At 52.6% G+C, this 26997-nt stretch carries 19 protein-coding genes and 3 tRNA genes; 14 read left to right on the top strand and 8 right to left on the bottom strand.

What is annotated here, in order from left to right; all coding sequences use genetic code 11:
- Positions 1-20: 20 nt before the first annotated feature.
- A complete protein-coding gene (gene lplT, locus KGFNPO_RS08830) occupies positions 21-1283 on the bottom strand; it encodes a lysophospholipid transporter LplT (RefSeq protein ID WP_472634365.1) in 1263 nt (420 codons plus the stop codon).
- Between the two features lie 266 nt (positions 1284-1549).
- On the opposite strand from lplT, the gene alr reads away from it, so the two are divergent.
- Both alr and radA read left to right on the top strand, forming a co-directional pair.
- On the top strand, positions 1550-2635 hold the full coding sequence (gene alr / locus KGFNPO_RS08825) for an alanine racemase (RefSeq protein WP_472634364.1): 1086 nt from the start codon (positions 1550-1552) through the stop codon (positions 2633-2635).
- A 119-nt stretch (positions 2636-2754) separates the two neighbouring features.
- On the top strand, positions 2755-4128 hold the full coding sequence (gene radA / locus KGFNPO_RS08820; RefSeq protein ID WP_472615709.1) for a DNA repair protein RadA: 1374 nt from the start codon (positions 2755-2757) through the stop codon (positions 4126-4128).
- A 16-nt stretch (positions 4129-4144) separates the two neighbouring features.
- Here radA and hpnE read toward each other — a convergent pair whose 3' ends face one another.
- The 3 genes from hpnE to hpnC all read right to left on the bottom strand — a co-directional run bounded on the left by hpnE (position 4145) and on the right by hpnC (position 7425).
- Entirely contained in the window at positions 4145-5515 is a 1371-nt protein-coding gene (gene hpnE / locus KGFNPO_RS08815; protein ID WP_472634431.1) for a hydroxysqualene dehydroxylase HpnE, read from the bottom strand.
- Positions 5502-6335, bottom strand: coding sequence for a presqualene diphosphate synthase HpnD (gene hpnD, locus KGFNPO_RS08810; RefSeq protein ID WP_472634363.1), 834 nt, complete (start codon positions 6333-6335; stop codon positions 5502-5504). The genes hpnE and hpnD overlap by 14 nt, the downstream gene beginning before the upstream one ends.
- A gap of 250 nt (positions 6336-6585) precedes the next feature.
- Positions 6586-7425 (bottom strand): squalene synthase HpnC, encoded by an 840-nt coding sequence (hpnC, locus tag KGFNPO_RS08805; RefSeq protein ID WP_472634362.1) that lies wholly within the window; start codon positions 7423-7425, stop codon positions 6586-6588.
- Between the two features lie 149 nt (positions 7426-7574).
- Between hpnC and KGFNPO_RS08800 the strand changes: the two genes are divergently transcribed.
- From KGFNPO_RS08800 to KGFNPO_RS08750, 11 genes are all read left to right on the top strand, one after another.
- Positions 7575-8756 carry an efflux RND transporter periplasmic adaptor subunit gene (locus tag KGFNPO_RS08800; protein ID WP_472634361.1) on the top strand — a complete coding sequence of 394 codons (1182 nt, stop codon included), beginning with the start codon at positions 7575-7577 and terminating at the stop codon, positions 8754-8756.
- A complete protein-coding gene (locus tag KGFNPO_RS08795; protein ID WP_472634360.1) occupies positions 8753-11836 on the top strand; it encodes an efflux RND transporter permease subunit in 3084 nt (1027 codons plus the stop codon). The genes KGFNPO_RS08800 and KGFNPO_RS08795 overlap by 4 nt, the downstream gene beginning before the upstream one ends.
- Positions 11837-11889: 53 nt before the next feature.
- A tRNA-Leu gene (locus KGFNPO_RS08790) sits at positions 11890-11974 on the top strand.
- A 238-nt stretch (positions 11975-12212) separates the two neighbouring features.
- Entirely contained in the window at positions 12213-13562 is a 1350-nt protein-coding gene (tig, locus tag KGFNPO_RS08785; RefSeq protein ID WP_472634359.1) for a trigger factor, read from the top strand.
- 56 nt (positions 13563-13618) lie between these two features.
- Positions 13619-14245, top strand: a complete 627-nt coding sequence (gene clpP / locus KGFNPO_RS08780; RefSeq protein WP_472615703.1) for an ATP-dependent Clp endopeptidase proteolytic subunit ClpP — start codon at positions 13619-13621, stop codon at positions 14243-14245.
- A 150-nt stretch (positions 14246-14395) separates the two neighbouring features.
- Positions 14396-15667 (top strand): ATP-dependent Clp protease ATP-binding subunit ClpX, encoded by a 1272-nt coding sequence (gene clpX / locus KGFNPO_RS08775; protein ID WP_472615702.1) that lies wholly within the window; start codon positions 14396-14398, stop codon positions 15665-15667.
- A gap of 304 nt (positions 15668-15971) precedes the next feature.
- Positions 15972-18380, top strand: coding sequence for an endopeptidase La (gene lon / locus KGFNPO_RS08770; protein WP_472634358.1), 2409 nt, complete (start codon positions 15972-15974; stop codon positions 18378-18380).
- Between the two features lie 243 nt (positions 18381-18623).
- Positions 18624-18896, top strand: a complete 273-nt coding sequence (locus tag KGFNPO_RS08765; RefSeq protein ID WP_472634357.1) for an HU family DNA-binding protein — start codon at positions 18624-18626, stop codon at positions 18894-18896.
- A 52-nt stretch (positions 18897-18948) separates the two neighbouring features.
- A tRNA-Val gene (locus tag KGFNPO_RS08760) sits at positions 18949-19024 on the top strand.
- A 28-nt stretch (positions 19025-19052) separates the two neighbouring features.
- Positions 19053-19129, top strand: a tRNA-Asp gene (locus tag KGFNPO_RS08755).
- An 80-nt stretch (positions 19130-19209) separates the two neighbouring features.
- A complete protein-coding gene (locus KGFNPO_RS08750; protein ID WP_472634356.1) occupies positions 19210-21126 on the top strand; it encodes a SurA N-terminal domain-containing protein in 1917 nt (638 codons plus the stop codon).
- Positions 21127-21309: 183 nt separating this feature from the next.
- Here the strand turns inward: KGFNPO_RS08750 and mnmH are convergent, their stop codons facing one another.
- The gene (gene mnmH, locus KGFNPO_RS08745) at positions 21310-22371 is read right to left on the bottom strand and encodes a tRNA 2-selenouridine(34) synthase MnmH (protein ID WP_472634355.1); all 1062 of its coding nucleotides are present in this window, start codon (positions 22369-22371) and stop codon (positions 21310-21312) included.
- 4 nt (positions 22372-22375) lie between these two features.
- On the bottom strand, positions 22376-22993 hold the full coding sequence (locus KGFNPO_RS08740) for an arylesterase (RefSeq protein ID WP_472634354.1): 618 nt from the start codon (positions 22991-22993) through the stop codon (positions 22376-22378).
- A 31-nt stretch (positions 22994-23024) separates the two neighbouring features.
- Between KGFNPO_RS08740 and KGFNPO_RS08735 the strand changes: the two genes are divergently transcribed.
- Positions 23025-23753 (top strand): ABC transporter ATP-binding protein, encoded by a 729-nt coding sequence (locus KGFNPO_RS08735; protein ID WP_472634353.1) that lies wholly within the window; start codon positions 23025-23027, stop codon positions 23751-23753.
- On the opposite strand, the gene KGFNPO_RS08730 is transcribed toward KGFNPO_RS08735, so the two are convergent.
- Together KGFNPO_RS08730 and KGFNPO_RS08725 are read right to left on the bottom strand one after the other, a co-directional pair.
- The gene (locus KGFNPO_RS08730) at positions 23732-25297 is read right to left on the bottom strand and encodes an NAD(P)H-hydrate dehydratase (protein ID WP_472634352.1); all 1566 of its coding nucleotides are present in this window, start codon (positions 25295-25297) and stop codon (positions 23732-23734) included. The two genes, KGFNPO_RS08735 and KGFNPO_RS08730, sit on opposite strands and share 22 nt — an antisense overlap.
- A 185-nt stretch (positions 25298-25482) precedes the next feature.
- Entirely contained in the window at positions 25483-26760 is a 1278-nt protein-coding gene (locus KGFNPO_RS08725; protein ID WP_472634351.1) for a D-amino acid dehydrogenase, read from the bottom strand.
- Positions 26761-26997 lie beyond the last annotated feature (237 nt).

Genomic DNA, 26997 nt, shown 5'->3' with positions numbered 1-26997 from the left:
TTCATGACGTACCGATTAACTCAGTGCTTATGCTCGCCAATCAGCGCCAGCGAATCATGTTCGCGCTGGTTGGCGGCGTGCTTGCGCATGACCAGGTACATGGTGCCGGCCACGAACAGGCCGAACAGGATAATCACTACGTTGAGGTCGAGATTGAATGAAATCATCAGCGCATACAGGCTCAGCATGGTCAGAATCGACAGATTTTCATTGAAGTTTTGCACCGCAATCGAATGCCCGGCACTCATCAGCACGTGACCACGATGTTGCAGCAGGGCGTTCATTGGCACCACAAAAAAGCCGGACAGGACGCCAATCAAAACCAGCAATGGATAAGCGATCCAGACCGAATGCACCAGCGTCATCAGGATCACTACCACGCCCATCGCAATCCCCATCGGCATCACCGACAGGGATTTTTTGAGCGGAATGAAACGGGCGGCGCCGACCGCGCCCAGAGCAACTCCGAGCGCCACCACACCTTGCAGGATGGCGGCTTTGTCGAGCGGCATATGGAGCGATTTCTCCGCCCATTTCAACACGATGAACTGGAGCGTGGCGCCAGCGCCCCAGAATAGCGTGGTCACCGCCAGTGAAATCTGACCCAGTTTATCTTTCCACAGAATGCTGTAGCTGTTCGCAAAATCGGCGATCAGCCTGATTGGGTTGCGTTCCTGGTGCGCATAATGTGTACAGGTGTCAGGAATCTTGAGATTGAATAAAGCGCCAAGCAGGTAGGCGGTGATGATCACGCACAACGCAGCTTCGGTCGAAGTATTGAAGCCAAAATCGATCAGGGGGAAATCAAACTGCAGCAGTCCCGCCGTAACCGCCGGATTGACCAGCGCCCCGCCCAGCATGGTGCCGAGAATGATGGAAATGACGGTCAAGCCTTCGATCCAGCCATTGGCAGCCACCAGTTTTTCAGGCGGCAATAATTCGGTCAGGATGCCGTACTTGGCCGGAGAATACGCGGCCGCGCCAAAACCTACCACCGCATACGCGATCAGCGGATGCACATTAAAAAATATCAGCGTGCAGCCGGAAACCTTGATCAGGTTGGTGATAAGCATCACGCGGCCCTTGGGCAGCGCATCGGCTAAAGCGCCCACGAATGCTGCCAGCAACACGTAAGACAATACGAAACACAATTTCAGCATCGGCGTCATCCAGTCCGGTGAATGCAATTGTGCCAATAGTGCGATAGCAACGATGAGGAGCGCGTTATCAGCGAGCGAAGAGAAAAACTGCGCCGCCATGATGGTATAGAAACCGCGTTTCATTCGGCTGTTGGCTCACTGATTATCAAGAACATGAATGCATTTGCTTAGTTTGCTTAATTTACTTAAGCAGCGCAGCCTGTTGGGCCTGCGCTGCGGAAATGGGTCGTTTTCGTAAATCCAGCCTGTGACAGAATATGTCTGGACTGCTTTATACCATGAAAATATGGGCTATTCGCCAGAATCTACGCGCCGCAGAGTGGCTCCGGTAAAATGTCAGTCAGTCATTATTCTTTCTTTCCACGCACTTTTATTGTCAGGTTTGTCCGATGCCAAGACCTATTATTGCCCTCATTGATATCGCTGCCATGCAGCACAATTTAGCTGTTGCCAAAGCGCAAGTTCCGACTGCCAAAACCTGGGCAGTGCTCAAGGCGAATGCCTACGGCCACGGCCTCGAGCGCGGCATGCGCGGCTTCGCACAGGCCGATGGCTTGGCCTTGATCGAAATCGAGGCGGCGGTGCGCCTGCGCGAACTGGGCTGGAACAAGCCGATCCTGTTGCTGGAAGGCTTTTTCGATACCGCCGATCTGGCAGTCATCAATGCATATCGGCTGGAATTCGCCGTTCACTGCAACGAGCAGATCGACATGCTGGAACGCATGCAATTTGACGCGCCGTTGCAGGTTCACTTGAAAATGAATAGCGGCATGAACCGGCTTGGTTTCCAGCACAATGCCTTTCGGGCCGCTTACGCCCGCCTGCGCGCCATGCCGTCGGTCGGCAAGATCACCTTGATGACCCATCTGGCCAATGCCGACGATGCCGAAAATTCCACTTTTCCGATGATGTCGCAAGTGCGCCGCTTTCGTGCTGCAGCAGAAGGTTTGGAGGCGGAAATCAATCTGTCGAATTCGGCCGCCGATCTGTTGCATCCCGAGATTCAGACCGATTGGGTGCGCCCCGGCATCATGCTGTACGGCGCCACTCCCGGCGGCAAGAGCGCGGCCGAGTTCGGCTTGCTGCCGGCGATGACGCTGAAGAGTGAAATCATCGGCACCCAGGATATTGCGGCGGGCGATGCAGTCGGCTATGGCAGCCGCTTCTGCGCCGAAGGGCCGATGAAGATCGGCGTGGTCGCCTGCGGATACGCCGACGGCTACCCGCGCCATGCGCCGAACGGTACGCCGATCATCGTCGATGGCGTCAAGACCCGCATCGTCGGTCGGGTTTCGATGGACATGATTACCGTCGATCTGACCGAAGTGCCGGGCGCGCACATCGGCAGCAGCGTCACTTTGTGGGGGCAAGGCTTGCCGATTGATGAAGTGGCGCAGGCCGCAGGCACCCTCGGTTATGAATTGATGTGCGCGCTAGCGGCCAGAGTGCGGATTATTGAGCTTTCCCCAACATAAAATATACTGTTGCATGTATTTTTTAATGCCGCATTAAACATAAGCGGTAAGTAGCGACTTTATCGGCATACTCCATACAATTTAAAATTGCGGTAGCGCAGCATAAACACCTCAGAACCATGGCTAAAGCAAAAACCAATTACACCTGCACCGAATGCGGTGACGTATCGAACAAATGGATGGGCCAGTGCCTGGCTTGCGGCCAGTGGAATACGCTGGTCGAAACAATAGTCGAAACTGGCGCCAATCGTTTTTCGGCACAACCGCAAGCGCTGGCGCAAACCGCGCCGGTGTTGAGCCTGGCTGATATCGATGCCACCGATGTGCCGCGTTTTGGCACCGGTATCGAGGAATTCGATCGTGTGCTCGGCGGCGGTCTGGTCACCGGCGGCGTGGTGCTGATCGGCGGCGATCCCGGCATCGGCAAATCCACCTTGCTATTGCAAGCGCTGGCAAATTTATCCGATACCAAAAAATCCTTGTACGTCAGTGGCGAAGAATCCGGCGCACAAATTGCCATGCGCGCCAAACGATTGAACATCGTGGCCAGCGAACTCAAGTTCCAAGCCGAAATTCAGCTGGAAAAAATCCTCAAAACGCTGGCTGACCTGAAGCCGGAAGTCGCGGTCATCGACTCGATCCAGACGGTCTATTCGGACGCCTTGAGTTCCGCTCCTGGCTCTGTTGCGCAAGTGCGCGAGTGCGCAGCGCAACTGACGCGTGTCGCCAAACAGAACGGCATCACCATCATTCTGGTCGGGCATGTGACCAAAGAAGGCGCGCTGGCCGGACCGCGCGTGCTGGAACACATCGTCGACACCGTGTTGTACTTCGAGGGCGACACCCATTCCAGTTTCCGGCTGGTGCGCGCAGTCAAGAACCGCTTCGGCGCGGTCAATGAACTGGGCGTGTTCGCGATGACTGAAAAGGGTTTGAAAGGCGTATCCAATCCGTCAGCGCTATTCCTGTCGCAGCACGACAACGCGGTGTCCGGTTCTTGCGTGATGGTCACGCAAGAAGGCACGCGCCCGTTGTTGGTCGAAATTCAGGCGCTGGTCGATACTTCCCACGCGCCGAATGCGAAACGGTTGTCGGTCGGGCTGGAGCAAAACCGTCTGGCAATGTTGTTGGCGGTGCTGCATCGCCATGCCGGCGTGGCCGCGTTCGATCAAGATGTGTTCATCAACGCGGTGGGCGGCGTCAAGATTACCGAACCGGCTGCCGACCTGGCGGTGCTGCTGGCGATCAATTCCTCGATGCGCGACAAACCGTTGCCGCGTGGATTGGTGGTGTTCGGCGAAGTGGGTTTGGCCGGTGAAATCCGTCCCGCACCGCGCGGTCAGGAACGCTTGCGCGAAGCGGCTAAACTGGGTTTTACGACGGCGATGATTCCGAAAGCGAATGCGCCAAAACAAAAAATCGAAGGCATGAAAATCATCGCGGTGGAGCGCATCGACGAAGCGTTCAATAAAATGCGCGAGCTGGATGACTGACAAGTGATGTTGGGATTTATTGCACCAGTGAAGCCGCCCGCAAACCGCTGCGCACTGCCGATTCCAGCGTCGCCGGGTAATCGCCGGCAGTGTAGTCGCCCGCCAGCAGCAAGCCGGGCAGCCCAGTTGGATTATCCGGCCGGCGTAGGGCAGGGCGACAGGAAAAGGTTGCATGTTTTTCTGTGATCACCGCGCTCCATAGCGGTTCGGATAATGCCGGGCTGTTGAATGCGCGCGCCAGTTGCTGGCTGACCTGGCTTGTCAAAACTTCGCGTCCAGCGGCAAGAGCCGCGTTCGGTAAGCTGATGACGACTGACAGCAAGCCAGCATCCTGCGGCTGCAACTGCCCCCGATCAAACACGAATTGGCCCCAGCTATTCGTGGCAGGATCATCCAGCAGCGCCATGAAAGGCTGCGCCAGCCTGAAATCTGCGTGGTACTGCAAATAGCAGGTGGTGATCGCTTCGTAGGTAAATTCATCCAGCTGCTTACGTAGATCTTGTAAATCTTGTGTATCGGCTTCCAGTGTGGCCAGCAGTTTCGAGGCCCGGTTCGGCGGCGTGGCGATGATTACCGCGTCGAAGATTACTGCATCGAAATTATCAGGAAGATTCGCCGTTCCCGCTATCAATTGCCAGCCAGCCGCCGTTTGTCGTAATCCTTGAATAGCGCAACCCACATGCACGCTGCCGCCTTGGGCTGCCACATACGCTGCCGCATGCTGCGGAAACAACGTGCTCAAGTCGCAGCGCGGTATCAACATATCTGAAGCGGCGCGCTTCGCGCCCAGGCTGTCACGCAATACATGCAAGAAAACCTGCGCCGAAGCGCGCTCGGGCGGTGTGTTCAGGGCGGCAATGCACAGCGGTTGCCACATCAGCCGGCACAGACGCGGCGTCTGGTCGAAGCGCTGCAATAACTCGGCCACGCTGCAATCGGTATCGAGCCGCCAATCCATCCAGCGTGCGGCAGAAGTAAATCGCGCCAGCGCCAGTTTGTCTTCCCGCGCCAATCCGGTGGCGCGCCATAAGGCCAGCAATATATGCCAGGGCGCCGGCAGTCTGGATGTAATGAAATCCATGCCGCCGGTTTTAGGTGGATAGCGCATCTGCAGCGGCAGCCGCAACAAATGATTGCGCTCATTGATGCCGATACTGCGCATCAGTCGCAAGGTTTCCCGATACGCGCCGAGCAGCAGGTGTTGCCCGTTGTCGATGGTTTTGCCATCCACTTCAACCCGCCGGGCGCGCCCGCCAAATGTACGGGCAGCTTCATACAGACTGACGCGATGCCCAAGTTGCGTCAGCTTGACCGCCGCCGCGCAACCGGCCCAGCCAGCACCGATGACAGCGACATTTTTTGGCCCTGAAGCTTTAGCCACGGATATAGGTTTTCCATGCCAGCCAAAGCTTGCGAATCGGCGTCAGTGAAATCCGCTGGTTCAGCACATGAAAGCCGTCGGCTTCGATTTCGTGCAGCAGCGTGCGATAAATGGCCGCCATCATCAGGCCGGGGCGTTGCGCCCGGCGATCTTCCTTGGGTAGCAGCGCAAACGCATCGTCATAGGCGGTTTGAGCTCGCTGTACCTGGAAACGCATCAGGTTTTCGAAATCGTCGCTGTGGCGTGCTTTGAGCAGGTCGGCAGCGGTTACCTTGAATTGCTGCAATTCATTCACCGGCAGATAAATCCGTCCCTTGCGCGCATCCTCGCCGACATCACGAATGATATTGGTGAGTTGGAACGCCAGCCCGAGCTTTTCGGCGTACTGCAGCGTTTCCGGCCGCGTTGCGCCGAAAATGTTGGCCGACAGAATGCCCACCACGCCGGCCACGTGCCAGCAATAGCGCTGCAGCCCCGGATAATCCAGGTAGCGGGTTTGATCGAGATCCATTTCCATGCCGTTGATGATTGCCTGCAGATGCTGGCCGTCCAAACCGTAAGTCGCCATGTGCGGCTGCAGCGCTTGCATCACCGGGTGGGTCGGGTTGCCGGCCAGCATGGCGGCTACTTCCTTGTGCCACCAGGCCAGCTTGTTGCGCGCCACCGTCTCATCGTTGCAGTCATCGACGGTATCGTCGACTTCGCGGCAAAAGGCGTACAGCGCGGTAATCGCACGGCGCCGTTCTGCCGGCAGGAACAGGAAGCTGTAATAAAAGCTGGAGCCGCTTTGCGCAGTTTTTTGTTGGCAGTATTCGTCTGGTGACATGGTGGGATTAAAAGTGGTCTGGATGCAAAATCAAGTCGCTATGCTAGCCGACTGCGCGATTCGGAACAAACCCGGCGTGTGATTAAAGCCGGCTGCAGCGTTGCATAAGCAACCTGAAGATTCATCCAATAATAGAATTATTTGGAGTATAGGCAAAAACATGCCAGTTCCCGCATATATTCATTGCGGGGTTAAAAATACCATGGAATAGTATTTTTTTATGCCAGCGTAGCAACAAATTAGTGCGATTTCACACCGATTTCATCCATATTGCGCGCCACAAGACGCGGCACCAGTCGGTTGCGCGCAATTTCGGACGCTGCCGGAATACATCAAAGCCGGCGGCTTCAATCGCGTCCAGAATGCGCAAGCCGCCCTCAACCACCAGCCGCAGCTCCCAGCCGATTCGGCCCGGCAACCGCAGCGCCAGCGGCGCGCCCGACAGCATCATGGTGCGTGCACGCGCAACTTCAAAGCGCATCAACGCGCACCAGGCTGCATCCACCTGCGCATCCGTCAGGTGCGCGGCAGTCACGCCGAAGTGTGCCAAATCTTCCTGCGGCAAATAGATGCGGCCTTTTTCCCAGTCGATCGCGGCATCTTGCCAAAAATTAATCAACTGCAAGGCGCTGCAGATCGCCTCCGAATCGCGCAGATTTGTTGCATCGGCCGCGCCGTATAAATGCAGCATCAGCGTCCCAACCGGAGTGGCCGAGCGCTGGCAATAATCCAGCAAGTCAGCAAACGTCGGGTAACGCGTGGTCACTACATCCTGGCGGAATGCCGATAGCAAATCGCGCAACGGTTGCAGCGGCAATTGGTAAGCGCGTATGGTTTTTTCCAAGTCAAAAAACAGCGGCGGCACTGCAAGCGCGGTCAGCGCGTCTGCCAGACGGTTTTGCTCTATTGCATCGAGACCTTGTTCATAGACGCCCAGCGCGGCCAGGCGCTGCTCTGGAGTGGCATCGCCTTCATCGGCCAGATCGTCGGCGCTGCGGGCAAACGCGTAGATCGCAGCCACCGCCGGGCGCAAGCGGGCCGGCAACAACAATGAAGCAACAGGAAAATTTTCGTAATGATCAACGGCCATGGTTTGAACTTAGCGTCTAAAAAGACAATTGCCACAATGATAGTGGCCCACATATAATTACTAACCGCCCAGTCAGTAATAAATTGGGAACATCGCCGGCGGATACACCAGCCCCGATATTTCAGCCCGAATAGTAAAGGAAAACAAACGTGGCCGCCCTGAAAATACCATCCCGGATTTTGCTGCAAAACTTCACCTTGCCGTTCCTGATTGTGCTGGTTGCGCTGGTTGTATCGATTAGCGGCTGTTCCAAGCCGGTGCCGAAGGTGGTGGACATCCGCCCGGTAAGAGCAATCCAGCTGGGCGCGCAACAGTCTGAAGTGGTTGCCGAATTCTCTGGCGATGTGCGGGCGCGGGTGGAGTCTCGCCTGGGCTTTCGGGTAGGCGGCAAAATCGCTGCACGCAAGGTCGATGTCGGCGCCTTGGTCACGCGCGGCCAAGTGCTGATGCAGCTCGATCCGCAAGACTTGCAACTGGTGCAGGCGCAGGCCCAAGCCGCACTGCAAGCGGCCCAGAGCAACCGGGATCTGGCCCAGGCCGAGTTGTCCCGTTACCAGGAATTGCGCAGCAAAAACTTCGTCAGCCAGGCGGTGCTGGATGCAAAGCAGACTACCTATAAAGCAGCCGAGTCGAATGTCGCGCAAGCCCGGGCCGCCCACAGAGGTCAATCGAATCAAACCGGTTACGCGGCGTTGGTGGCAAACGTGGATGGTGTCGTAACCAAGGTCGATGCGGAAATCGGGCAAGTGGTGACGGCCGGCACGCCTGTGGTGTGGGTCGCGCAAGCGGGCGAGAAAGAGGTGGTAGTGGGCATTCCGGAAGACAAGGTCGCCAATCTGCGCAACATCACCGATGTGCGGGTGCGCATCTGGGCCAATCCGCAAGCGGTTTTGCAAGGCAAGTTGCGCGAACTGTCGCCGGTAGCCGATCCGGTCACTCGCACCTATGTCGCCAAAATAACCATATTGAACGCGCCGGCCGAGGTCAAACTGGGCATGACCGCCTATGTCAGCTTTGTCGCAAAAACGCCGGATGCGATGTTCGCCGTGCCATTGACCGCGCTGTTGCAGGACAAGGCGGCAACTTCAGTCTGGCTGGTCGAAAACGGCGCGGTAAGACTGGTTCCGGTTCAGATCGGCGGCACTTCGGGTGACGATGTGCTGCTGGCGAGCGGCGTCACTGCCGGGCAAACCATCGTGACGGCCGGCGTGAATCTGTTGAAAGCTGGACAAAAAGTAAAAATATTGGGGGCCGCAGTCGATGCTGCACCTAAATTGGCACCTAAGTCAGCGCCCAAGTCTGTCGCCAATAGTGCTGGAGCCGGTCAATGAAAAAAGGCTTCAATCTGTCGCGCTGGGCGCTCGAACATATTCCGTTTACCCGTTACCTGATGGTCGTCTTGATGATTGGCGGCATCCTCGGTTATGTCAATCTGGGGCAGGATGAAGATCCGCCATTTACCTTTCGTGCGATGGTGGTGCGCGCCAACTGGCCGGGCGCTACCGCGCTGCAGATGGCTGAGCAGGTTACCGACAAGCTGGAAAAAAAGCTGCAGGAAACACCCTACATCGACAAGATTCGCAGCTATTCGAAGCCCGGCGAGACCCTGATCATCCTGCAATTGCGCGAATCGACGCCGCCGAAAGAAACCGCGCAATCCTGGTATCAGGTGCGCAAGAAAATCGGCGATATCAAGGGCACCTTGCCGCCCGGCGTGGTCGGGCCGTTTTTCAATGACGAGTTCGGCGACACTTACGGCTCCATTTTTGCGCTGTCAGGGGATGGCTTCAATTATGCGCAGATGAAGCACTACGCCGATTTCGTGCGCCAGCAATTGTTGAAAGTGCCCTCGGTAGCGAAAGTGGAATTGTTCGGCGTGCAGGATGAAAAAATATACATCGAGTTTTCCCAAAAGAAATTTTCGCAATTGGGCATTCCGTTTCAGGCTGTCATCGATCAGATCAATGCGCAAAACGCGGTGGAATCCACTGGCGTAATGGTCACGCCCAGCGCCAACCTGCAGGTCAGGGTGAGCGGCGCCTTGCAAGCAACCCATGACCTGGAAAATCTTGAGCTGCGCGCCAACGGCACGACTTTCCGTCTGGGCGATTTTGCTGTCGTCAAGCGGGGTTACAAAGATCCGCCACAAGACAAGATGCGCTTTAACGGCAAGGAAGTGATCGGCCTCGGAATTTCGATGGAGAAGGGTGGCGACATCATCAAGCTCGGCAAGAATCTGCAAACGACAGTAGATGAAATCAAAGGAAAATTGCCGGTAGGCATTGAGTTTCAGAATGTGTCGGATAAACCGAAGGCAGTTAAGCAGTCGGTGGGCGAGTTCACCAGGGTGCTGATCGAAGCGGTACTGATCGTGCTGGTGGTCAGTTTTCTGGCGCTGGGTCTGCATACCAAGCCGTTTCGGCTCGATATCTGGCCGGGCATGGTGGTCGGCTTGACCATCCCACTGGTGCTGGCGGTTACTTTTTTGTTCATGCGCGTATTAGAGATCGACTTGCACAAGATTTCGCTCGGTGCGCTGATCATCGCGCTGGGCCTGCTGGTCGATGATGCCATCATTGCCGTTGAAATGATGGTGCGCAAGATGGAGGAAGGTTTTACGCGCCTGGACGCCGCAACTTTCGCCTACACCTCGACTGCGATCCCGATGCTGACCGGCACCTTGATTACGGCAGCCGGTTTCCTGCCGATCGGGCTGGCAAAATCCGCTGCAGGTGAATACACTTTTTCGATGTTTTCAGTCAATGCGCTGGCGCTTTTGATTTCCTGGCTGGCGGCCGTGTTGTTTACGCCGTATATCGGCTTCTTGCTGCTGAAGGTGAAGCCTGCCACCAATGCAGATGGCCACCATGAGTTGTTCGACACGCCTTTTTACAAGCGTTTCCGCGCCGCCGTGACTTGGTGCATTACCTGGCGCAAGACCACTATCCTGATCACTTTAGGCGTATTTGCGTTGGGCGTATTCGGGTTTAAGTTTATCGAGCAGCAATTCTTTCCCGACTCCAGTCGTCCGGAACTGATGGTCGAAATGTGGTCGCCCGAGGGCACCACTTTTGTTGCCAATGAAGCGCAGGCGAAAAAGTTTGAAGCTTTCATCCTGGCACAAGACGGGGTGGAAAGCGTGACTAGCTATGTTGGCACCGGCAGCCCGCGGTTTTACCTGCCGCTCGATCAGATATTTCCACAAACCAACGTGTCGCAATTTGTTGTGCTGCCGAAGGATTTGAAGGCACGCGAGGCGCTGCGCCTGAAAATTACGGCAGTCTTCAAAAACGATTTCCCGGAAGTGCGCGGGCGCGTCAAGCTGCTGCCCAATGGCCCGCCGGTGCCGTATCCGGTGCAGTTCCGCGTCACCGGCACCGAGGTTGACGCAGTACGCGCCATCGCGGATCAGGTAAAAGCCGTCATGAACGCCAACCAGAATGCGATCGGCGTTAACGACAACTGGAACGAGTCGATCAAGGTAGTGCGCATCGATCTGGATCAGGAAAAATTGCGCGCGCTGGGTGTCAGTTCGCAAACCGTGATGCGTGCCGCCAATACCATTTTGACCGGCACCACCGTCGGACAATACCGTGAAGACAATAATCTGATCGACATAGTGGTGCGCCAACCGGTGCAAGAGCGCTCGACGGTGGAAGCTCTGAATGCAGCAAATATCCCGACCGCTAGCGGCAAGTCGGTACCACTGTCCAATCTGGCGCACATCCGGATGGCTTGGGAGCCCGGCGTGGTCTGGCGCGAAGGGCGAGAATGGGCGGTGACAGTCCAGTCCGATGTGGTCGATGGCATCCAGGGTGCGACCGTGTCCGGGCAGATTAGTCCGCAACTGGATAAACTGCGTGCCACATTGCCGCCAGGCTACAAGATAGAACTGGCCGGCGCTGCCGCAGACAGCGGCAAGGCGCAGGCCTCGATTGCAGCCAACATTCCGCTGGTGATTTTCATCATCTTTACCTTGTTGATGCTGCAGTTGCACAGCTTCTCGCGTGCGTTGCTGGTATTTTTGACCGGTCCGCTGGGGATTGCCGGGGCGGCAATGGCGCTGCTGCTACTGCAGCGTCCGTTCGGTTTTGTCGCGCAACTCGGGGTGATTGCGCTATTTGGCATGATTATTCGCAATTCCGTGATCCTGATCGATCAGATTGAACAGGATATCGCTGCCGGTGCAGCGCCCTGGAATGCGATTGTCGAATCGGCCGTGCGACGCTGTCGTCCCATCATTTTGACTGCCGCAGCCGCAGTACTGGCAATGATTCCGCTGTCGCGCTCGGTATTCTGGGGGCCGATGGCGGTCGCCATCATGGGAGGCTTGATCATCGCAACCGCGCTAACTCTGTTATTCTTACCGGCCTTGTATGCAGCCTGGTTCCGCGTAAAAAAACCTGGTTGACCTGGTTGATAAGTAGCCGATACTACTGCACAATAGAGGGCTTGCAGTATTTTGGGGATATGGCGAAATTGGTAGACGCACTAGATTTAGGTTCTAGCGTTGTAAGACGTGTCAGTTCGAGTCTGACTATCCCCACCAAGTCCACCAAGATTTTTATTGAATTTTTATTGATCGTAGCCAACAACTCGGCTGATCAAAAAATGCATTGGATCTTTGCAGCCAGTCACTGAATAAATTGCTTAATTTTTTCAATCGTTTTCAAACCGGCGATTTTATTTTATTTCTTGAGAAATAAATCGAATCCGCAGCCAGAAATGATGCGTTATTCAAACTCCTTTTCTCACACCACAGAATTCTTATTTTTTGGATGATTTACATGGCAACTGCAGTCGAAACCCTAGGTAAATTAGAGCGCCGTCTCACCATCACTTTTTCATTGACTGAAGTTCAGGCAGAGGTTGAGAAGCGCCTGAAAGTTCGCGCTCGCACAGCCAAGGCGCCGGGCTTTCGTCCAGGTAAAGTGCCGATGAAAATGGTCGCCGCACAATATGGCTTTCAAGTCGAAACTGAAGTATTGAACGACAAAGTCGGTCGTGCATTCAGTGATGCTGCGAATGAAAACAATTTGCGCGTCGCCGGTTATCCGAAAATCGAGCCAAAAACAAGCGAAGATTTGGCTGATGGTTCGGTCGCATTCGATGCTACTTTTGAAGTTTACCCGGAAGTCAAGATCGGCGATCTGTCCGACGTTGAGGTCGAAAAAATCACAGCTGCCGTAACAGACGTGGAAGTCGACAAGACTATCGAAATTCTGCGCAAACAACGCGTGCATTACCACGTCAAAGACGAGCAGGGTGAGCATGGCGATGGCGGCGCAAACTTGACGGCACAGAACGACAATCGCGTGACGGTTGATTTTGTCGGCAAAATTGATGGCGTTGAATTCGCTGGCGGCAACGCCGAAGATTACCCGTTCGTTTTGGGTGAAGGCCGCATGCTGCCTGAGTTTGAGGCTGCGGTAATCGGATTGAAAATAGGCGAAGCGAAAGCCTTCCCACTATCGTTTCCAGCCGACTATCACGGCAAGGATGTTGCAGGGAAAACAGCGGAATTTACTATTACCCTGAAAAAGCTCGAATGGGCACATTTGCCTGAATTGAATTCCGAGTTTGCAAAATCCCTTGGCGTAGTGGATGGCGACATGCAAAAAATGCGTGAAGATATCAAAGCCAATCTGGAGCGCGAAGTCGCCGGCCGCATCAAGGCGAAAAACAAAGATGTCGTGATGGATGCACTCATCAAGATTGCTGAGTTGGACGTTCCAAAAGCGCTGGTTGATCAGGATGTCGTGCGTCTGACAGAGATGACGCGTCAAGACATGACGCAGCGCGGCATGAATGCCAAAGATATGCCGTTCCCTCCTGAATTGTTTACTGCACAGGCGGAACGTCGGGTACGCCTGGGACTGATTCTGGCCGAAGTGGTCAAGGAAAATACACTGCAGGCAACTGCGGAACAAGTAAAAGCACAAGTTGAAGACTTTGCGCAAAGTTATGAAGATCCACAGCAGGTCGTTAAATATTATTTCAGCGATCGCCAGCGCTTGTCAGAGGTTGAAGCCCTTGTGTTAGAAGAAAATGTCGTCAACTATGTGCTCAGTAAATCGAAAGTGACAGAAAAATCCGTTGCATTTGATGAATTGATGGGCAATAACACGCAAGCATAATTCGCTAGCAAACACCGCTTAAGCACATGCTTGAGCGTCTTTCATATGGAGCGAAAATGACAGGCTTAATCAGAAAATCCGCATTTGATACAGACATGCTCGGTCTGGTGCCGATGGTGGTTGAGCAAAGCGGTCGGGGCGAGCGCTCCTACGATATCTACTCGCGTCTATTGAAAGAACGTGTGATTTTCATGGTCGGGCCGGTCAATGACCAAACGGCGAATTTGATAGTAGCGCAATTATTGTTCCTGGAAAGTGAAAATCCTGACAAGGATATTTCCTTGTACATTAATTCGCCAGGCGGTTCGGTATCTGCCGGCATGGCTATCTACGATACGATGCAATTCATCAAGTCCGATGTTTCAACACTATGTACCGGGATGGCTGCATCCATGGGTGCGTTCCTGCTTGCTGCTGGCGCTAAAGGGAAGAGGTTTTCTCTACCTAACTCCCGCATCATGATTCATCAACCTCTGGGCGGTGCTCAGGGGCAGGCGTCCGATATCGAGATACAGGCGCGTGAGATTCTTTATCTGCGTGAAAGATTGAACGGTATCCTGGCAGAAAAAACAGGGAAAACTCTTGAGCAAATCGGCAAAGATACCGACAGGGATAACTTCATGTCGGCTGACGCCGCAGTTGAATACGGCTTGATTGACAAAGTTCTGATAAACCGCGAGTGACGTATAGTCCTGCGGAAAACGCCCGAACGTCTTATCGTTCGGGCGTTTTCCATTGATAATGCAGTGATTACCCGATTAAACTGATATGACGATTTTTAAATTAACGGGTAATATCAAGCTGAAACTTTAAATTTATATAGATCCCTCCCCATGTCTGACAAAAAAACCTCCAGCGGCGAAAAATTGCTCTATTGCTCATTTTGCGGTAAGAGCCAGCATGAGGTCAAAAAACTCATCGCCGGCCCTTCCGTATTCATCTGTGATGAATGCATCGATTTATGCAACGACATCATTCATGATGAAGCCGTTAGCGTTGAATCCATTAGCGGAGAAAAATCTGCACTACCTACGCCGCAAGAGATTAGCGACTTGCTCGATCAATACGTCATTGGACAGACTACCGCGAAACGTATTTTGTCTGTGGCTGTCTACAATCACTATAAACGGCTCAAGCATTTGGGTAAAGTGGATGATGTTGAACTGGCAAAAAGCAATATATTGCTTGTTGGCCCAACCGGTTCAGGTAAAACTTTGTTGGCGCAAACCATGGCACGCATGTTGAATGTGCCTTTTGTGATGGCAGATGCAACAACACTCACTGAAGCCGGTTACGTTGGTGAAGATGTCGAGAATATTATTCAAAAGTTGTTGCAAAGCTGTAACTATGAAGTCGAAAAGGCGCAAAAAGGTATTGTCTATATTGACGAGATCGACAAAATTTCGCGCAAATCCGATAATCCATCCATTACACGCGATGTTTCTGGAGAAGGCGTGCAACAGGCGCTTTTGAAGCTGATCGAAGGCACAATGGCTTCAGTTCCGCCGCAAGGTGGACGCAAGCATCCTAACCAGGATTTTGTGCAGATTGACACCACGAACATCATGTTTATTTGTGGTGGCGCATTTGATGGATTGGCGAAGGTTATATCCAATCGTGCGATAAAAAGCGGAATTGGTTTTTCTGCAACGGTAAAGAGTGAAAACCAGAAAATGGCCAGTGATGTATTGCTGGAAGCTGAGCCAGAAGATCTGATCAAGTTTGGATTGATTCCAGAATTGGTAGGGCGCCTTCCAGTTGTTGCCACTTTGACTGAACTCAATGAAGAGGCACTGATACGGATTCTGGTGGAACCAAAGAATGCACTGATCAAACAATACTCAAAACTGCTCGAAATGGAAGGCACTGAATTGGAGGTCAGACCAGCTGCTTTACACGCCATTGCCAAAAAAGCGATTGCCCGCAAGACGGGTGCACGTGGATTACGTTCAATTCTTGAGCATGCATTGCTCGATGTTATGTACGATTTACCTAATCAACAAAATGTGGCAAAAGTGGTCATCGATGAAAACACCATTACAAATGGTGCCAAGCCATTGTTAATTTATCATGAGCAGCCCAAGGCATCTGGGGCATCTAAATAAGTTTGAAATCCCCGGTCTGAAGGCAAGGGTTTCGATTAGTGTGGTTTTGGATGGGTGCAAACTCCCTCCAAGCCGAGTTAGAGACACTAGCCTGAAGGCCTGCGTTAAATGGTTGCTAAAAGCGGTACAATTTAATGCAACAATGATTATTATGGCTTCAATCGCAAAGCCACCCGAGGAATATCTCGTGTGTGGCTTTTTTTATTGGGATTTTGCATATTGGCGATGATTTTTGTTTCTCCCGGGCTTGTGTTCTGGCCACTTGCGCCAACATCACTAACAGGTTTATTTGAAAAGGCTTGCTATGACGACTCCCACATTTACTGAACAAAGCCAACTGCCGCTATTGCCGTTGCGGGACGTTGTTGTCTTCCCGCATATGGTCATACCGTTGTTCGTTGGTAGGCCAAAATCAATCAAGGCTTTAGAAGCTGCCATGGAACAGGGCAAGAGCATTATGCTCGCAGCACAAAAGACCGCAGCAAAGGATGAGCCATCACCTGCTGATATTTATGAAATCGGTTGCGTAGCAAATATATTGCAGATGCTTAAGTTGCCTGATGGCACTGTAAAAGTACTTGTAGAAGGCGCTCAACGCGCACGGATTCATCACATTAGTGAATTGGAAACACATTTTGTTGCCGATCTGACCCCTATTGAATCCGAACTTGGGGACGATTCCGAATTGGAAGCGATGCGCCGCACTATCGTTCAGCAATTTGACCAGTATGTAAAACTAAACAAAAAAATCCCCCCTGAAATTCTGACATCACTGGCCGGTATTGACGATGCCGGTCGACTGGCCGATACGGTTGCTGCACACCTGCCTTTGAAGCTCGAACAAAAACAAGTGATCCTTGAGATTTTCAGCGTCGCAAAGCGCCTTGAACATTTATTGGGCCAACTCGAAGGTGAGCTTGATATTCTTCAGGTGGAAAAGCGTATTCGCGGGCGCGTCAAGCGCCAGATGGAAAAATCCCAACGTGAGTATTATCTGAACGAGCAAGTCAAGGCAATCCAGAAGGAATTGGGCGAAGGTGAGGAAGGTGCAGATTTCGATGAACTTGAGAAAAAAGTCATTGCTGCAAAAATGCCTAAGGAAGCCCGTGAGAAAGCACAGAGTGAGCTCAAGAAGCTTAAGCTGATGTCGCCAATGTCGGCCGAAGCTACGGTTGTTCGTAACTATATTGATACTCTAGTTAGTTTGCCATGGAAGAAAAAATCCAAGGTGAATAATGATTTGACCAATGCTGAAAAAATCCTCGAAGATGATCACTACGGTCTGGATAAAGTTAAAGAACGCATTCTTGAGTATCTTGCCGTGCAGCAACGTGTTGACAAACTCAAAGCGCCTATTCTTTGTTTTGTTGGCCCTCCAGGAGTAGGTAAGACATCTCTAGGGCAGTCCATAGCGCGTGCGACAAACCGAAAATTTGTTCGTATGGCATTGGGCGGGGTTAGGGATGAAGCTGAGATACGTGGACATCGTCGCACGTATATTGGCTCGATGCCTGGCAAGATTTTGCAAAGTCTTGCCAAAGCGGGTGTGCGCAATCCATTATTCCTGCTTGATGAAGTAGATAAAATGGGGGCGGATTATCGGGGTGATCCTTCTTCAGCGTTGCTGGAGGTACTTGACCCCGAACAGAATCATACTTTTGCCGATCATTATGTTGAGGTCGATTTCGATTTGTCGGATGTGATGTTTGTTGCTACATCGAATTCATATAATATCCCGCCAGCACTGCTAGACAGGATGGAAGTTATTCGCTTATCCGGCTACACGGAAGATGAGAAAACCAGCATTGCTCAACGATACTTACTACCCAAGCAAATCAGGAATAACGGATTGAAGGATGAGGAAATCGGCGTTGCCGAATCCGCTATTCGAGACATTATTCGCTTTTACACCAGAGAAGCGGGAGTACGTTCGCTGGAACGTGAGATTTCGAAAATCTGCCGTAAAGTAGTTAAATTGTTGCTGCTCAAGAAACAAGACAAGAAAATTATCGTTTCGGCGAAGAACTTAGATAAATTCCTGGGTGTTCGCCGCTTCGATTATGGCGTGGCAGAAAAAGACAATCGGATTGGCCAGGTGGTTGGGCTCGCCTGGACTGAGGTTGGCGGTGAACTATTGACAATCGAAGCAGTGGCAATGCCTGGCAAAGGCGCGGTTATCCGTACCGGCACTCTCGGCGATGTAATGAAAGAGTCGATAGAAGCTGCCCGTTCGGTGATGCGTAGTCGGGCAAAAAGCCTCGGCATCAAGAACGAAGTTTTCGAAAAAACGGATATCCATATCCATGTTCCTGAAGGCGCCACCCCTAAAGATGGTCCATCTGCCGGTGCTGCAATGACGACGGCCTTGGTGTCTATATTCACAGGAATTCCGGTGCGTGCAGACGTTGCGATGACGGGTGAAATTACTTTGCGAGGAGAAGTGTTGCCTATTGGCGGCTTGAAAGAAAAATTGCTTGCAGCACACCGCGGTGGTATAAAAACTGTGCTGATTCCAGAGCAGAATGTCAAGGATTTGGTTGAAATACCCGATAACGTCAAAAATAAACTCGAAATCATCCCGGTGCGCTGGATTGATAAGGTTCTGGAGATTGCTCTTGAGCGGCACCCCGAGCCATTGACGGACGAGGAGGCAACTGTATCAGCGGTTCCTGGCCAAAGCACTCAAACTGATATTGGTGTCGTCAAACATTAACCTTACAGTTGCTAACAAGAGTGCCTGACGTAGAGGCATTTTTGTTCGTATGGCGGCGCACATGTAATCATTTATCAAATGTCGGTACCACAGGATTGTCTGTTATTGATTAAGTTGTAAAGCGCTTGACATCGGCCTTTAAGGCTTGTTTTAATACCGGTTGCAGGTTTCCTGTGGCGCAATGGATGCACGAAAAAAACGATGCATAGCACTATTGCGGAATTCAACCTTTAGGGGGATTAAGTGAATAAAACTGAACTAATCGAGCATATTGCCCAGTCAGCAGATATTTCCAAGGCAGCGGCAACGCGCGCGCTGGAGGCATTGATTGTTGCGGTAAAAACCACGCTGAAAAAGAATGGGTCTGTTACCCTCGTTGGATTCGGTACCTTCTCGGTAGGTAAGCGTGCGGCGCGTATTGGGCGCAATCCGCGTACCGGTGAATCCATCAAAATTAAAGCTGCTAAAGTTCCTAAATTTAAAGCTGGCAAAGGCTTAAAAGATGCTGTAAACTAGCTCTTTTTGGTGTGGTGACAAGCATCAAAAATTTGACTGACTAAGTAGTTATGGGTGCTTAGCTCAGTTGGTAGAGCGGCGCCCTTACAAGGCGTAGGTCGGGAGTTCGAGCCTCTCAGCACCCACCAATCAGTCAATTTTTATTAAAGTAACTCAGGAGTGGTAGTTCAGCTGGTTAGAATACCGGCCTGTCACGCCGGGGGTCGCGGGTTCGAGTCCCGTCCACTCCGCCAGAACAAAAAAAAGGCGAACGAAAGTTCGCCTTTTTTTACATTAAGCGTCATTTTTTTGAAATTTGCCAGATTGGTTGACCATGCTAGAGTTTATCCGCGGCCACAAGCGCTTGACACAGTTATTGTTATTGCTCTTTATTATTCCTTCTTTCGCTTTCGTGGGGCTTGAAGGCTATAGCCGATTTGGAACGGACAGTAATGTTGTCGCCAAAGTGGCAGGATATTCAATTACTAAGCAAGAACTAGAAGCGGCGCAGCGAGAGCAAATGGATCGCTTCAGGCAAATGCTTGGAACACAATTTGACCAAAAATTGCTGGATACTCCAGAAATGCGACAAAGCGCACTGGATAAACTCATTGCGCAACGCGCATTATTGGCCGAATTATCACGCAAAAACCTGTCGGTTTCCGATCAGGCATTGCAGCAGGCAATTCTATCCATGCCGGGTCTGACTTCTCCTGATGGAAAATTCGATGGTGAACGTTATGCTTCTTTGCTTGCAGCGCAGCGCTTGACGCCATCTTCTTATGAAGCAAGCTTGCGCCAGGATCTGGCTTTGCAGCAACTCAATAGCGCCATTCAATCAAGTGCATTCGCACCAAAAACTGTGGTTGCGCGTTTGTCTGGAATTGCAACCCAGGAACGAGAAATTCAACAGCTTAATTTCAATGCCACTGATTTCAATGCGCAGGCAAAAGTGACTGACGAAATGCTGCAGTCCTATTACAAGGATAATTCGGCTCAGTATGCAATTCCTGAACAATTGAAAATTGAATATGTCATTTTGAACAGTGCCGTCGTTGAGTCGCAGTTGTCGATCACGGATGCCGACATCAAGTCTTACTATGAACAAAATGCAAAACGCTATACGGTCGAAGAGCAGCGGCGCGCCAGCCATATTCTAATTGCAACTAAGAAAGATGCTTCGCCTGCGGAAATGACGACGGCAAAGACAAAGGCGGAAAATCTGCTAACTCAATTGCGTAAAAATCCAGCGGAATTTGCCAAGCTTGCCAAGGAAAATTCCCAGGACCCCGGCTCCGCAGAGCGCGGTGGCGATCTTGATTTCTTTAGTCGTGGAATGATGGTCAAACCTTTTGAAGAGGCCGCCTACAAGCTTAAAAAAGGGGAAGTCAGCGATATTGTCCAATCCGATTTTGGTTTTCATATTATCCAGATAAGTGCCATCAAACCTGCTTCTGTCAAGTCTCTGGATGATGCCAGAGCCGAGATTACAGCAGAAATTAAAAAACAGATGACTGCAAAGAAGTATGCGGAAATGGCGGAAATTTTCAGCAATACCATCTATGAGCAGTCAGACAGCTTGAAACCGGTGGCTGATAAACTGAAGTTGACGGTTGAGACTGCATCCAAAGTGACGCGTCAGATTGACAATACCGCCGGTAACAATGCCGCGTTTAATAATCCAAAATTCCTGCAGGCATTGTTTTCTGATGACTCGATCAAAAACAAGCACAACACGGAGGCAGTGGAGATTGCTCCAAATATCCTGATATCGGGACGCGTGGTCGAACACAAGCCGACTAGCAAGCGTCCTTTTGAGGAGGTAAAAGCCTCGGTGCGGGAGCGTGTAACGCAAATTGAAGCGCAGAAACTGGCTAAGAAAGCAGGCGAATCAAGGCTGCTATCCCTGCAGAAAACCCCTACTGATGCTGGTTTTAGTGTAACAAAAATTGTTTCCAGGGCGAAGAAGTCCGATTTAGACAGTAGTGTGCTGGCTGCCACAATGAAAGCCGACGTCTCAAAATTACCCGCGTTCGTTGGCATTGATTTACCGGGCCAAGGATATGCGATTTATCGTATTAATAAAGTAACTGAGCCTGCGGTTAAGGATGAAGTGCGCCGGATAGCGGAGCAGCAGCAAATTTCTAATGCCTTGGCTCAGCAGGAAATGCTCACTTATATTGATTATTTAAAGCAGAAAGCTATAGTCAAAATACTGCAACCTATATCACCCAAAAACAGTGATGTGTAAAATAGGGCTACACTCATATTTGCAACTAAATTAAGATGCAGAATAAAAAAAACCGCTCAGTGAGCGGTTTTTTTTATTCTGCAGTCGGTTGCAAAAACCTTGCATCATTCTTGTTCCGGATTCCAATGACCGCTACGCAGTAGCCAAGGTCTTTATCGTGTCAGTAGATGACTTGAAAGCGTGTTAATGCGAGCCAGTGAGTTGCCATGCTGCGCTCTGCAAAGAGTCAATATCGATGCCAGTTAATTGTAGTATTCGCGCCTGCCCATATTGATTGAAGTTGCGCTGGATCGAGCGCTTATAGGCCGGGTCATAATGCTCTGCCAAAAGTTCTGTGACCAAGGGTTCCATGTTGCTGGATAGAGCATACATTTGCCAGTGCGCGATTTTTTCCTTGCCGTGCATACTGACCAGACAGTCCAGTTGCGCGTTCAATTTCTCAGGGTCACCGACGAAGTGCGCATAATCCTCCATCAGCAATTTGATGCGATTCTCTTGTGATAACTGCACCGCAATGCAGGATGAAGAACGCATTTTTTCAATCAATATTTCCGGTATCCGGACATTTCCAACTTTTTTGCTTTCGGATTCGACATACACGACTTGTGCAGGATTGAACTCGCGCAGCGTTTGCCACAGGCGGCTCTCAAACATTTTTTGTGAAGGCTGCGGCTGCAGCGGCAAGTTGCCCAGCACGGAGCCCCGGTGTTCGGCCAGTTGCTCCAGATCCAGTACTTGCGCGTCTTGCTGCGCCAGAACTTGTAACAAGCGGCTTTTGGCGCTGCCGGTGGTGCCGCACAAGACCTGAAAAGAAAATTGCGACGCGATTTCGCCGAATGCGGCATTTACATGACGGCGATACTCCTTGTAACCGCCATCCAGTTGTACCGCTGGCCAGCCGATTTTGGCCATGATATGGGCCAGCGCTCCACTGCGGTTGCCTCCGCGCCAGCAATAAATCAGGGGAGCCCAATCGCGCGGTTTATCCAGGAACAGGGTTTCAATGTGATGGGCGATATTCTTTGCCACCACTACCGCGCCGGCTTTCTTGGCTTCGAATGCATTGACTTGCTTGTATAGAGTGCCGATGCGTTGACGCTCTTCATTGTTCAGTACCGGACAATTGATGGCGCCGGGGATATGGTCTTCTGCGAATTCGGCTGGGCTTCGAACGTCTATGATGGCATCGAATTTATCCAACACAGGCAATACTTCGGCAAAAGGGAGTAGGGCAGGGTACTTCATACGCTCACTTGGTCAAAAGGGGTTTAAGGTGCGCCCAGACATTCTTGAGCATGATCGGGTGCGCTTGCGCTTTTAGATGTATGCGGTCGGACTGGAACAATTCAGGCCGATCGGCGACTCCAGAGAGTAAAAAAGGCACGAGAGCCGACCTGGTTTCCTTGGCCAGTTTGGGATACAGGGCCGAGAACTGGTCTGTGTAATTCCGACCATAATTGGGTGGAATCTGCATGCCAACCAAAAGCACTTTGGCTCGGTTTTTTTGGGCTGTGGTAATCATGCTACGCAAATTGTCTTCCGATGCTCGGATCGACAAGCCGCGCAAGCCATCGTTGCCGCCCAATTCAAGCACGACCACCGTGGGGTGGTGTTTTTCCAGCAAGGTGCCAAGACGGCTTTTGCCGCCGCTGGTGGTTTCGCCGCTAATGCTGGCATTGATGACTGTGGCATCGATATTTTCGGTTTTCAGGCGACTTTCGAGCAGCGACACCCAGCCGGCTCCGCGTGCCAAGCCATATTCTGCGGACAAGCTATCGCCAAGCACCAGTATCGTTTTTGATGCAGAATGAGCGCTTGACGCGAATAGGGTCAACAAGACCAACGTTGCGGCTATGAATATGCGCATTAAACCTTCCAACCATCCACTATTTTTCTGCATGTCTGATCTTTCCTTGCTTGCGCCAGCCATTGCCGCTGACAACCTTACTAAACGCGTCGCGGATGCGACGGGTGAACTGATTATTTTGCACGACATCGATTTTACCGTGCCATACGGACAGACGCTCGCGATTATGGGCGCGTCCGGATCAGGCAAATCTACCCTGCTGGGCTTGCTGGCTGGGCTGGATACGCCGTCAAGTGGTACGGTTCGGCTTGACGGGGTCGATATCTTTGCGTTGGATGAGGATGGCCGGGCACTTTTGCGCAAGGAAAAAATTGGCTTTGTGTTCCAGTCATTCCAGTTGCTAGCACATCTGAATGCCCTCGAAAACGTCATGCTGCCGCTGGAGTTACGTGGTGACTCTGGTGCAAGAAGCAAGGCTGAAGCCATGTTGGGCCGGGTTGGATTATCCAGTCGCCTGAAACATTTTCCGAAATACCTGTCCGGCGGCGAGCAACAGCGGGTTGCTCTGGCCCGTGCTTTCGTGACCGAACCGCCGCTGCTGTTTGCCGATGAACCGACCGGTAGCCTGGATGCGGCGAATGGCGAGGCAGTAATCCAATTGATGTTTGACTTGAATCGGGAGCGCCATTCGACCCTGGTGCTGGTCACGCACGATAGCTCGATTGCCGCCCGCTGCGAGCGTACGATTACTATTGCCGCTGGCAGACTATCGTCATCATCAGAAGACTTGGCCAGCCGTCAGCGTACCGCTCCGTATTGATTACCGAGACGATTCAGGCTGCGGCGCACAACCGGAATCAGTTCGCTTGCCGTTAGCCCGATTGGCCCTTGGCCTGCGGCTACAAGTGCATCGGCTGCATCGCCATGCAGCCAGACTGCCGCGATTGCAGCTTCCCATTCCGGCCATCCTTGCGCCAGCAGCGCACCGATGATGCCTGCCAGAACATCGCCAGTGCCTGCGCTGGCCAATCCTGGATTGCCGGTTGGGTTAATCACGATATTGTTCTGCGGGTCGGCGATGATCGATCCAGATCCTTTGAGGACAATGATTGTATGGTAAGTGCGCGCCAACCGGCGAGCGGCGGCAACCCGATCTGCCTGGATTTCGGCACTGGATATTCCAAGCAGGCGCGCGGCTTCCAGCGGATGCGGCGTCATGATGGCAGTTGCCGTGCGCAGCGCCAGTGTTTGCTGCAACGCAGGGTCGGCGGCGATCAGGTTCAGCGCATCGGCATCCAACACCAGCCGCGCCTCGGATTGCAGCGCTTTGCGCAGTGCTGCAAGCGCGGCATGCGAGTTTCCCAAGCCCGGCCCGATTACCACGGTTGCAGCGAAAGCGCATTGCGCCACGGGCCGGCACATCAGTTCCGGTTGCGCGCTGTCGAAGGCGGGCGTCGCGCCAATGAATCCGGCGATAACCCGTCCCGCGCCACTCTGGATTGCGGCGCGTCCGCATAGCACGGGTGCGCCATGCATGCCTGTTGCACCACCGACAATGACTACATCGCCATTGCTGCCTTTATGTGAATTATGTCGGCGCAGCTGCAACGAATGGCTAAATTCGCCAACCGTAGCCAGATGCATGCTGGCCGGGTTGCGATCGAAATGCCGCGCATCGATATCCAGCGCGGCGACTGTAACCTTGCCCGCATAATCACGGCCGTCACAGGTGTGCAGGCCGGGCTTGTCGGCAATGAAAGTGATAGTCTGCTGCGCGTTGACGGCAACGGCTGAATTGCCGGAATCGACGTTCGCAACCCCATCAACGATATTGCCAGTGTCGGCGTCCAATCCGCTTGGGATGTCGAGTGCCAGTACCGGGCAGGTAAGGTGATTGAGGCGGTTAATGCGATTGATGCTCTCGATCAGATCGCGGTAGACGCCGGCAATCGGGCGCGTCAAGCCGATGCCGAACAAGCCATCGACAATCAGCGCCCATTGGATGTTGGAGATTTCCGGCAAAAATGCACCATCCCTGAACACTGCCGCGCTGTTCTGGGCGCGTTGCAAAGCTTGTTGCGCATCTGTTGACGACGGAATCGGACCGGCGATCAGGGCGGTGACAGCGAACCCGGTTTGCGCCAATTGGGCGGCGACTTCGAGAGCATCGCCGCCGTTGTCGCCGGGGCCGACCAATACCAGCACCTGCGCGCCGGGTGGCGCTGGCTGCAGCAGAGTCATTGCCGCAGCCGCAGCAGCTTGCCCGGCGCGGCGCATCAGTGTGCCGCTGGGCAATTCGGCCAGGGCGGCTTGTTCAATCCGGCGGATTTCAGCAATCGAATACAGTGCGTGTCGGGTTGGCATCGAGGCTCCGCTATATTTTTGTAGAAAGTTGCAGCACGTTTATTCTAAACGGTGCATCCTGTAGAAAATTATTTAAAAATAAATACTAGGTCTGTGTATATTTGTTATCCGCAATTAAATATTGCGGAAAGCACGCTAAATATTAATATACTCCCACTATTTTTATATCGATGCCAATTGAATTATCAGGCAGTTTGCACTCCATAGCGCGCCAGCGTCAAACCGCCCAGATCGATTTCCGGTTTGCGTTCGGAAACGATGTCGGCCACCAGTTTGCCGGCGCCGGCAGCCATTGCCCAGCCATTCGCACCGTGGCCGATATTGACGAACAGATTCCTGATCGGGGTTGCGCCAATGAGCGGCGGGCCGCCCGGCAAAGTCGCTTGCAGGCCGCACCAGAAATTCGCATTGTTATAGTTGGCAGCGTTCGGTAGCCAGTCAACGCCTACTTTACGCAAAGTGCGTTGCGCGGTCTCGGCCACTGTTACAGAGCGCGAGGCCAGTTCTACGGTTCCCGCCAGGCGGATTCGGTTGCCCATGCCGGTGATGCTAACGCGATAGGTTTCATCCATCAATGCAGCCAGCGGCACCGCATCCATATCTTTCACGGTTGCTGTTGCAGCAAAGCTTTTGACGGAAAAAAGCGGGGTGCTGATACCGAGAGCCTTGAGCATCCGGGCGCTTTCTGCGCCTGCTGCCAGCACAATGGCGTCAGCCGAAAAAGCAGTCTCGCCGATCTCCAGCGCAAGCTGATTGCCATTTTGTGTGATTGTGCTGACGCTGTTGCCAAAAATGAACTCCACTCCCATCGACATCGCAATCTGCTTGAGTTGTTTGGTAAACAAAGGGCAGTTGCCCGTTGTTGCATGGGGCAGATACAACGCGCCGGCCAGTGCGGTCTGCGGCGCCAGTGCCGGCTCCAGCAGGCGTGCGGCATCGGCATCGAGCAAGCGGTGCGCGCTATCGAGCTCGATTAGCATGGCAAGCGCCGGCTCGGCTAGCGCCACATCTTGCGCGGTACGAAACAGCTGCAGGTAACCCTGCATTTTTTTGTCGATTTGCAAGTCTTGCGGCTCCAACTGCTGCTCCAGTTGCTGCAAGGTGTCGCGGCTATAGGCGATCAGGCGCTGCATGCGTTCCATATTGGCGTGAAAATTTTCCAGTTCGCATTCGGAAAGCCACAGGCGAATCCAGCGCCACAAGGCCGGGTCCATTTTGCGCGGCAACATCAGCGGCGCTTCCTGCTTGAACAGATAGCCTAACAAATGCTTGGGCATGCCTGGTCTGGCCCACGGTGTTACATAACCTGGCGCCATTATTCCTGCATTGCCAAAACTGGCTTCTTCGGCGACATTGCCGCGACGTTCGACCACGACCACCTGATGCCCCGCGGCAGCCAGGTAATACGCTGTGCAAACGCCAATTACGCCACCACCGATAACTGCTACTTGCTTTTGTGCCAATTTAGAACCTAATCCTTTTTGCCAGAAGCCGGCAAGATACTGCCGCACTCGCTGTTGCGTGTCTCATATTCCGGGCCGTGAATGTAACATTTGTAAGCTTCTTCGGTATTGCATTGCCGCAAACTTCCAGGATTTATTCACAGTGTTTTACGAATAGCGTTCAAATCCGACCGATGCGCTATCGGATGCTTGTTGCCCGCTTGTTGCCCAATTGTGGAGGCAGACAATTGTGCCAGC

Source organism: Gelidimonas diazotrophica (assembly GCF_055694025.1).
Note: the sequence above shows the minus strand (reverse complement) of the source record. Positions and strands in the feature narration are given on the sequence as shown.

Bases quoted from the DNA above. Each gene is read 5' to 3' on its own strand.
- KGFNPO_RS08730 (WP_472634352.1), bottom strand. From the start codon at position 25,297: ATGCCAACCCGACACGCACTGTATTCGATTGCTGAAATCCGCCGGATT.
- lon (WP_472634358.1), top strand. From the start codon at position 15,972: ATGACGACTCCCACATTTACTGAACAAAGCCAACTGCCGCTATTGCCG.
- clpP (WP_472615703.1), top strand. From the start codon at position 13,619: ATGACAGGCTTAATCAGAAAATCCGCATTTGATACAGACATGCTCGGT.
- KGFNPO_RS08740 (WP_472634354.1), bottom strand. From the start codon at position 22,993: ATGCGCATATTCATAGCCGCAACGTTGGTCTTGTTGACCCTATTCGCG.
- lplT (WP_472634365.1), bottom strand. From the start codon at position 1,283: ATGAAACGCGGTTTCTATACCATCATGGCGGCGCAGTTTTTCTCTTCG.
- KGFNPO_RS08795 (WP_472634360.1), top strand. From the start codon at position 8,753: ATGAAAAAAGGCTTCAATCTGTCGCGCTGGGCGCTCGAACATATTCCG.
- KGFNPO_RS08735 (WP_472634353.1), top strand. From the start codon at position 23,025: ATGTCTGATCTTTCCTTGCTTGCGCCAGCCATTGCCGCTGACAACCTT.
- hpnD (WP_472634363.1), bottom strand. From the start codon at position 6,335: ATGTCACCAGACGAATACTGCCAACAAAAAACTGCGCAAAGCGGCTCC.
- tig (WP_472634359.1), top strand. From the start codon at position 12,213: ATGGCAACTGCAGTCGAAACCCTAGGTAAATTAGAGCGCCGTCTCACC.
- radA (WP_472615709.1), top strand. From the start codon at position 2,755: ATGGCTAAAGCAAAAACCAATTACACCTGCACCGAATGCGGTGACGTA.
- mnmH (WP_472634355.1), bottom strand. From the start codon at position 22,371: ATGAAGTACCCTGCCCTACTCCCTTTTGCCGAAGTATTGCCTGTGTTG.
- KGFNPO_RS08750 (WP_472634356.1), top strand. From the start codon at position 19,210: ATGCTAGAGTTTATCCGCGGCCACAAGCGCTTGACACAGTTATTGTTA.
- clpX (WP_472615702.1), top strand. From the start codon at position 14,396: ATGTCTGACAAAAAAACCTCCAGCGGCGAAAAATTGCTCTATTGCTCA.
- alr (WP_472634364.1), top strand. From the start codon at position 1,550: ATGCCAAGACCTATTATTGCCCTCATTGATATCGCTGCCATGCAGCAC.
- hpnC (WP_472634362.1), bottom strand. From the start codon at position 7,425: ATGGCCGTTGATCATTACGAAAATTTTCCTGTTGCTTCATTGTTGTTG.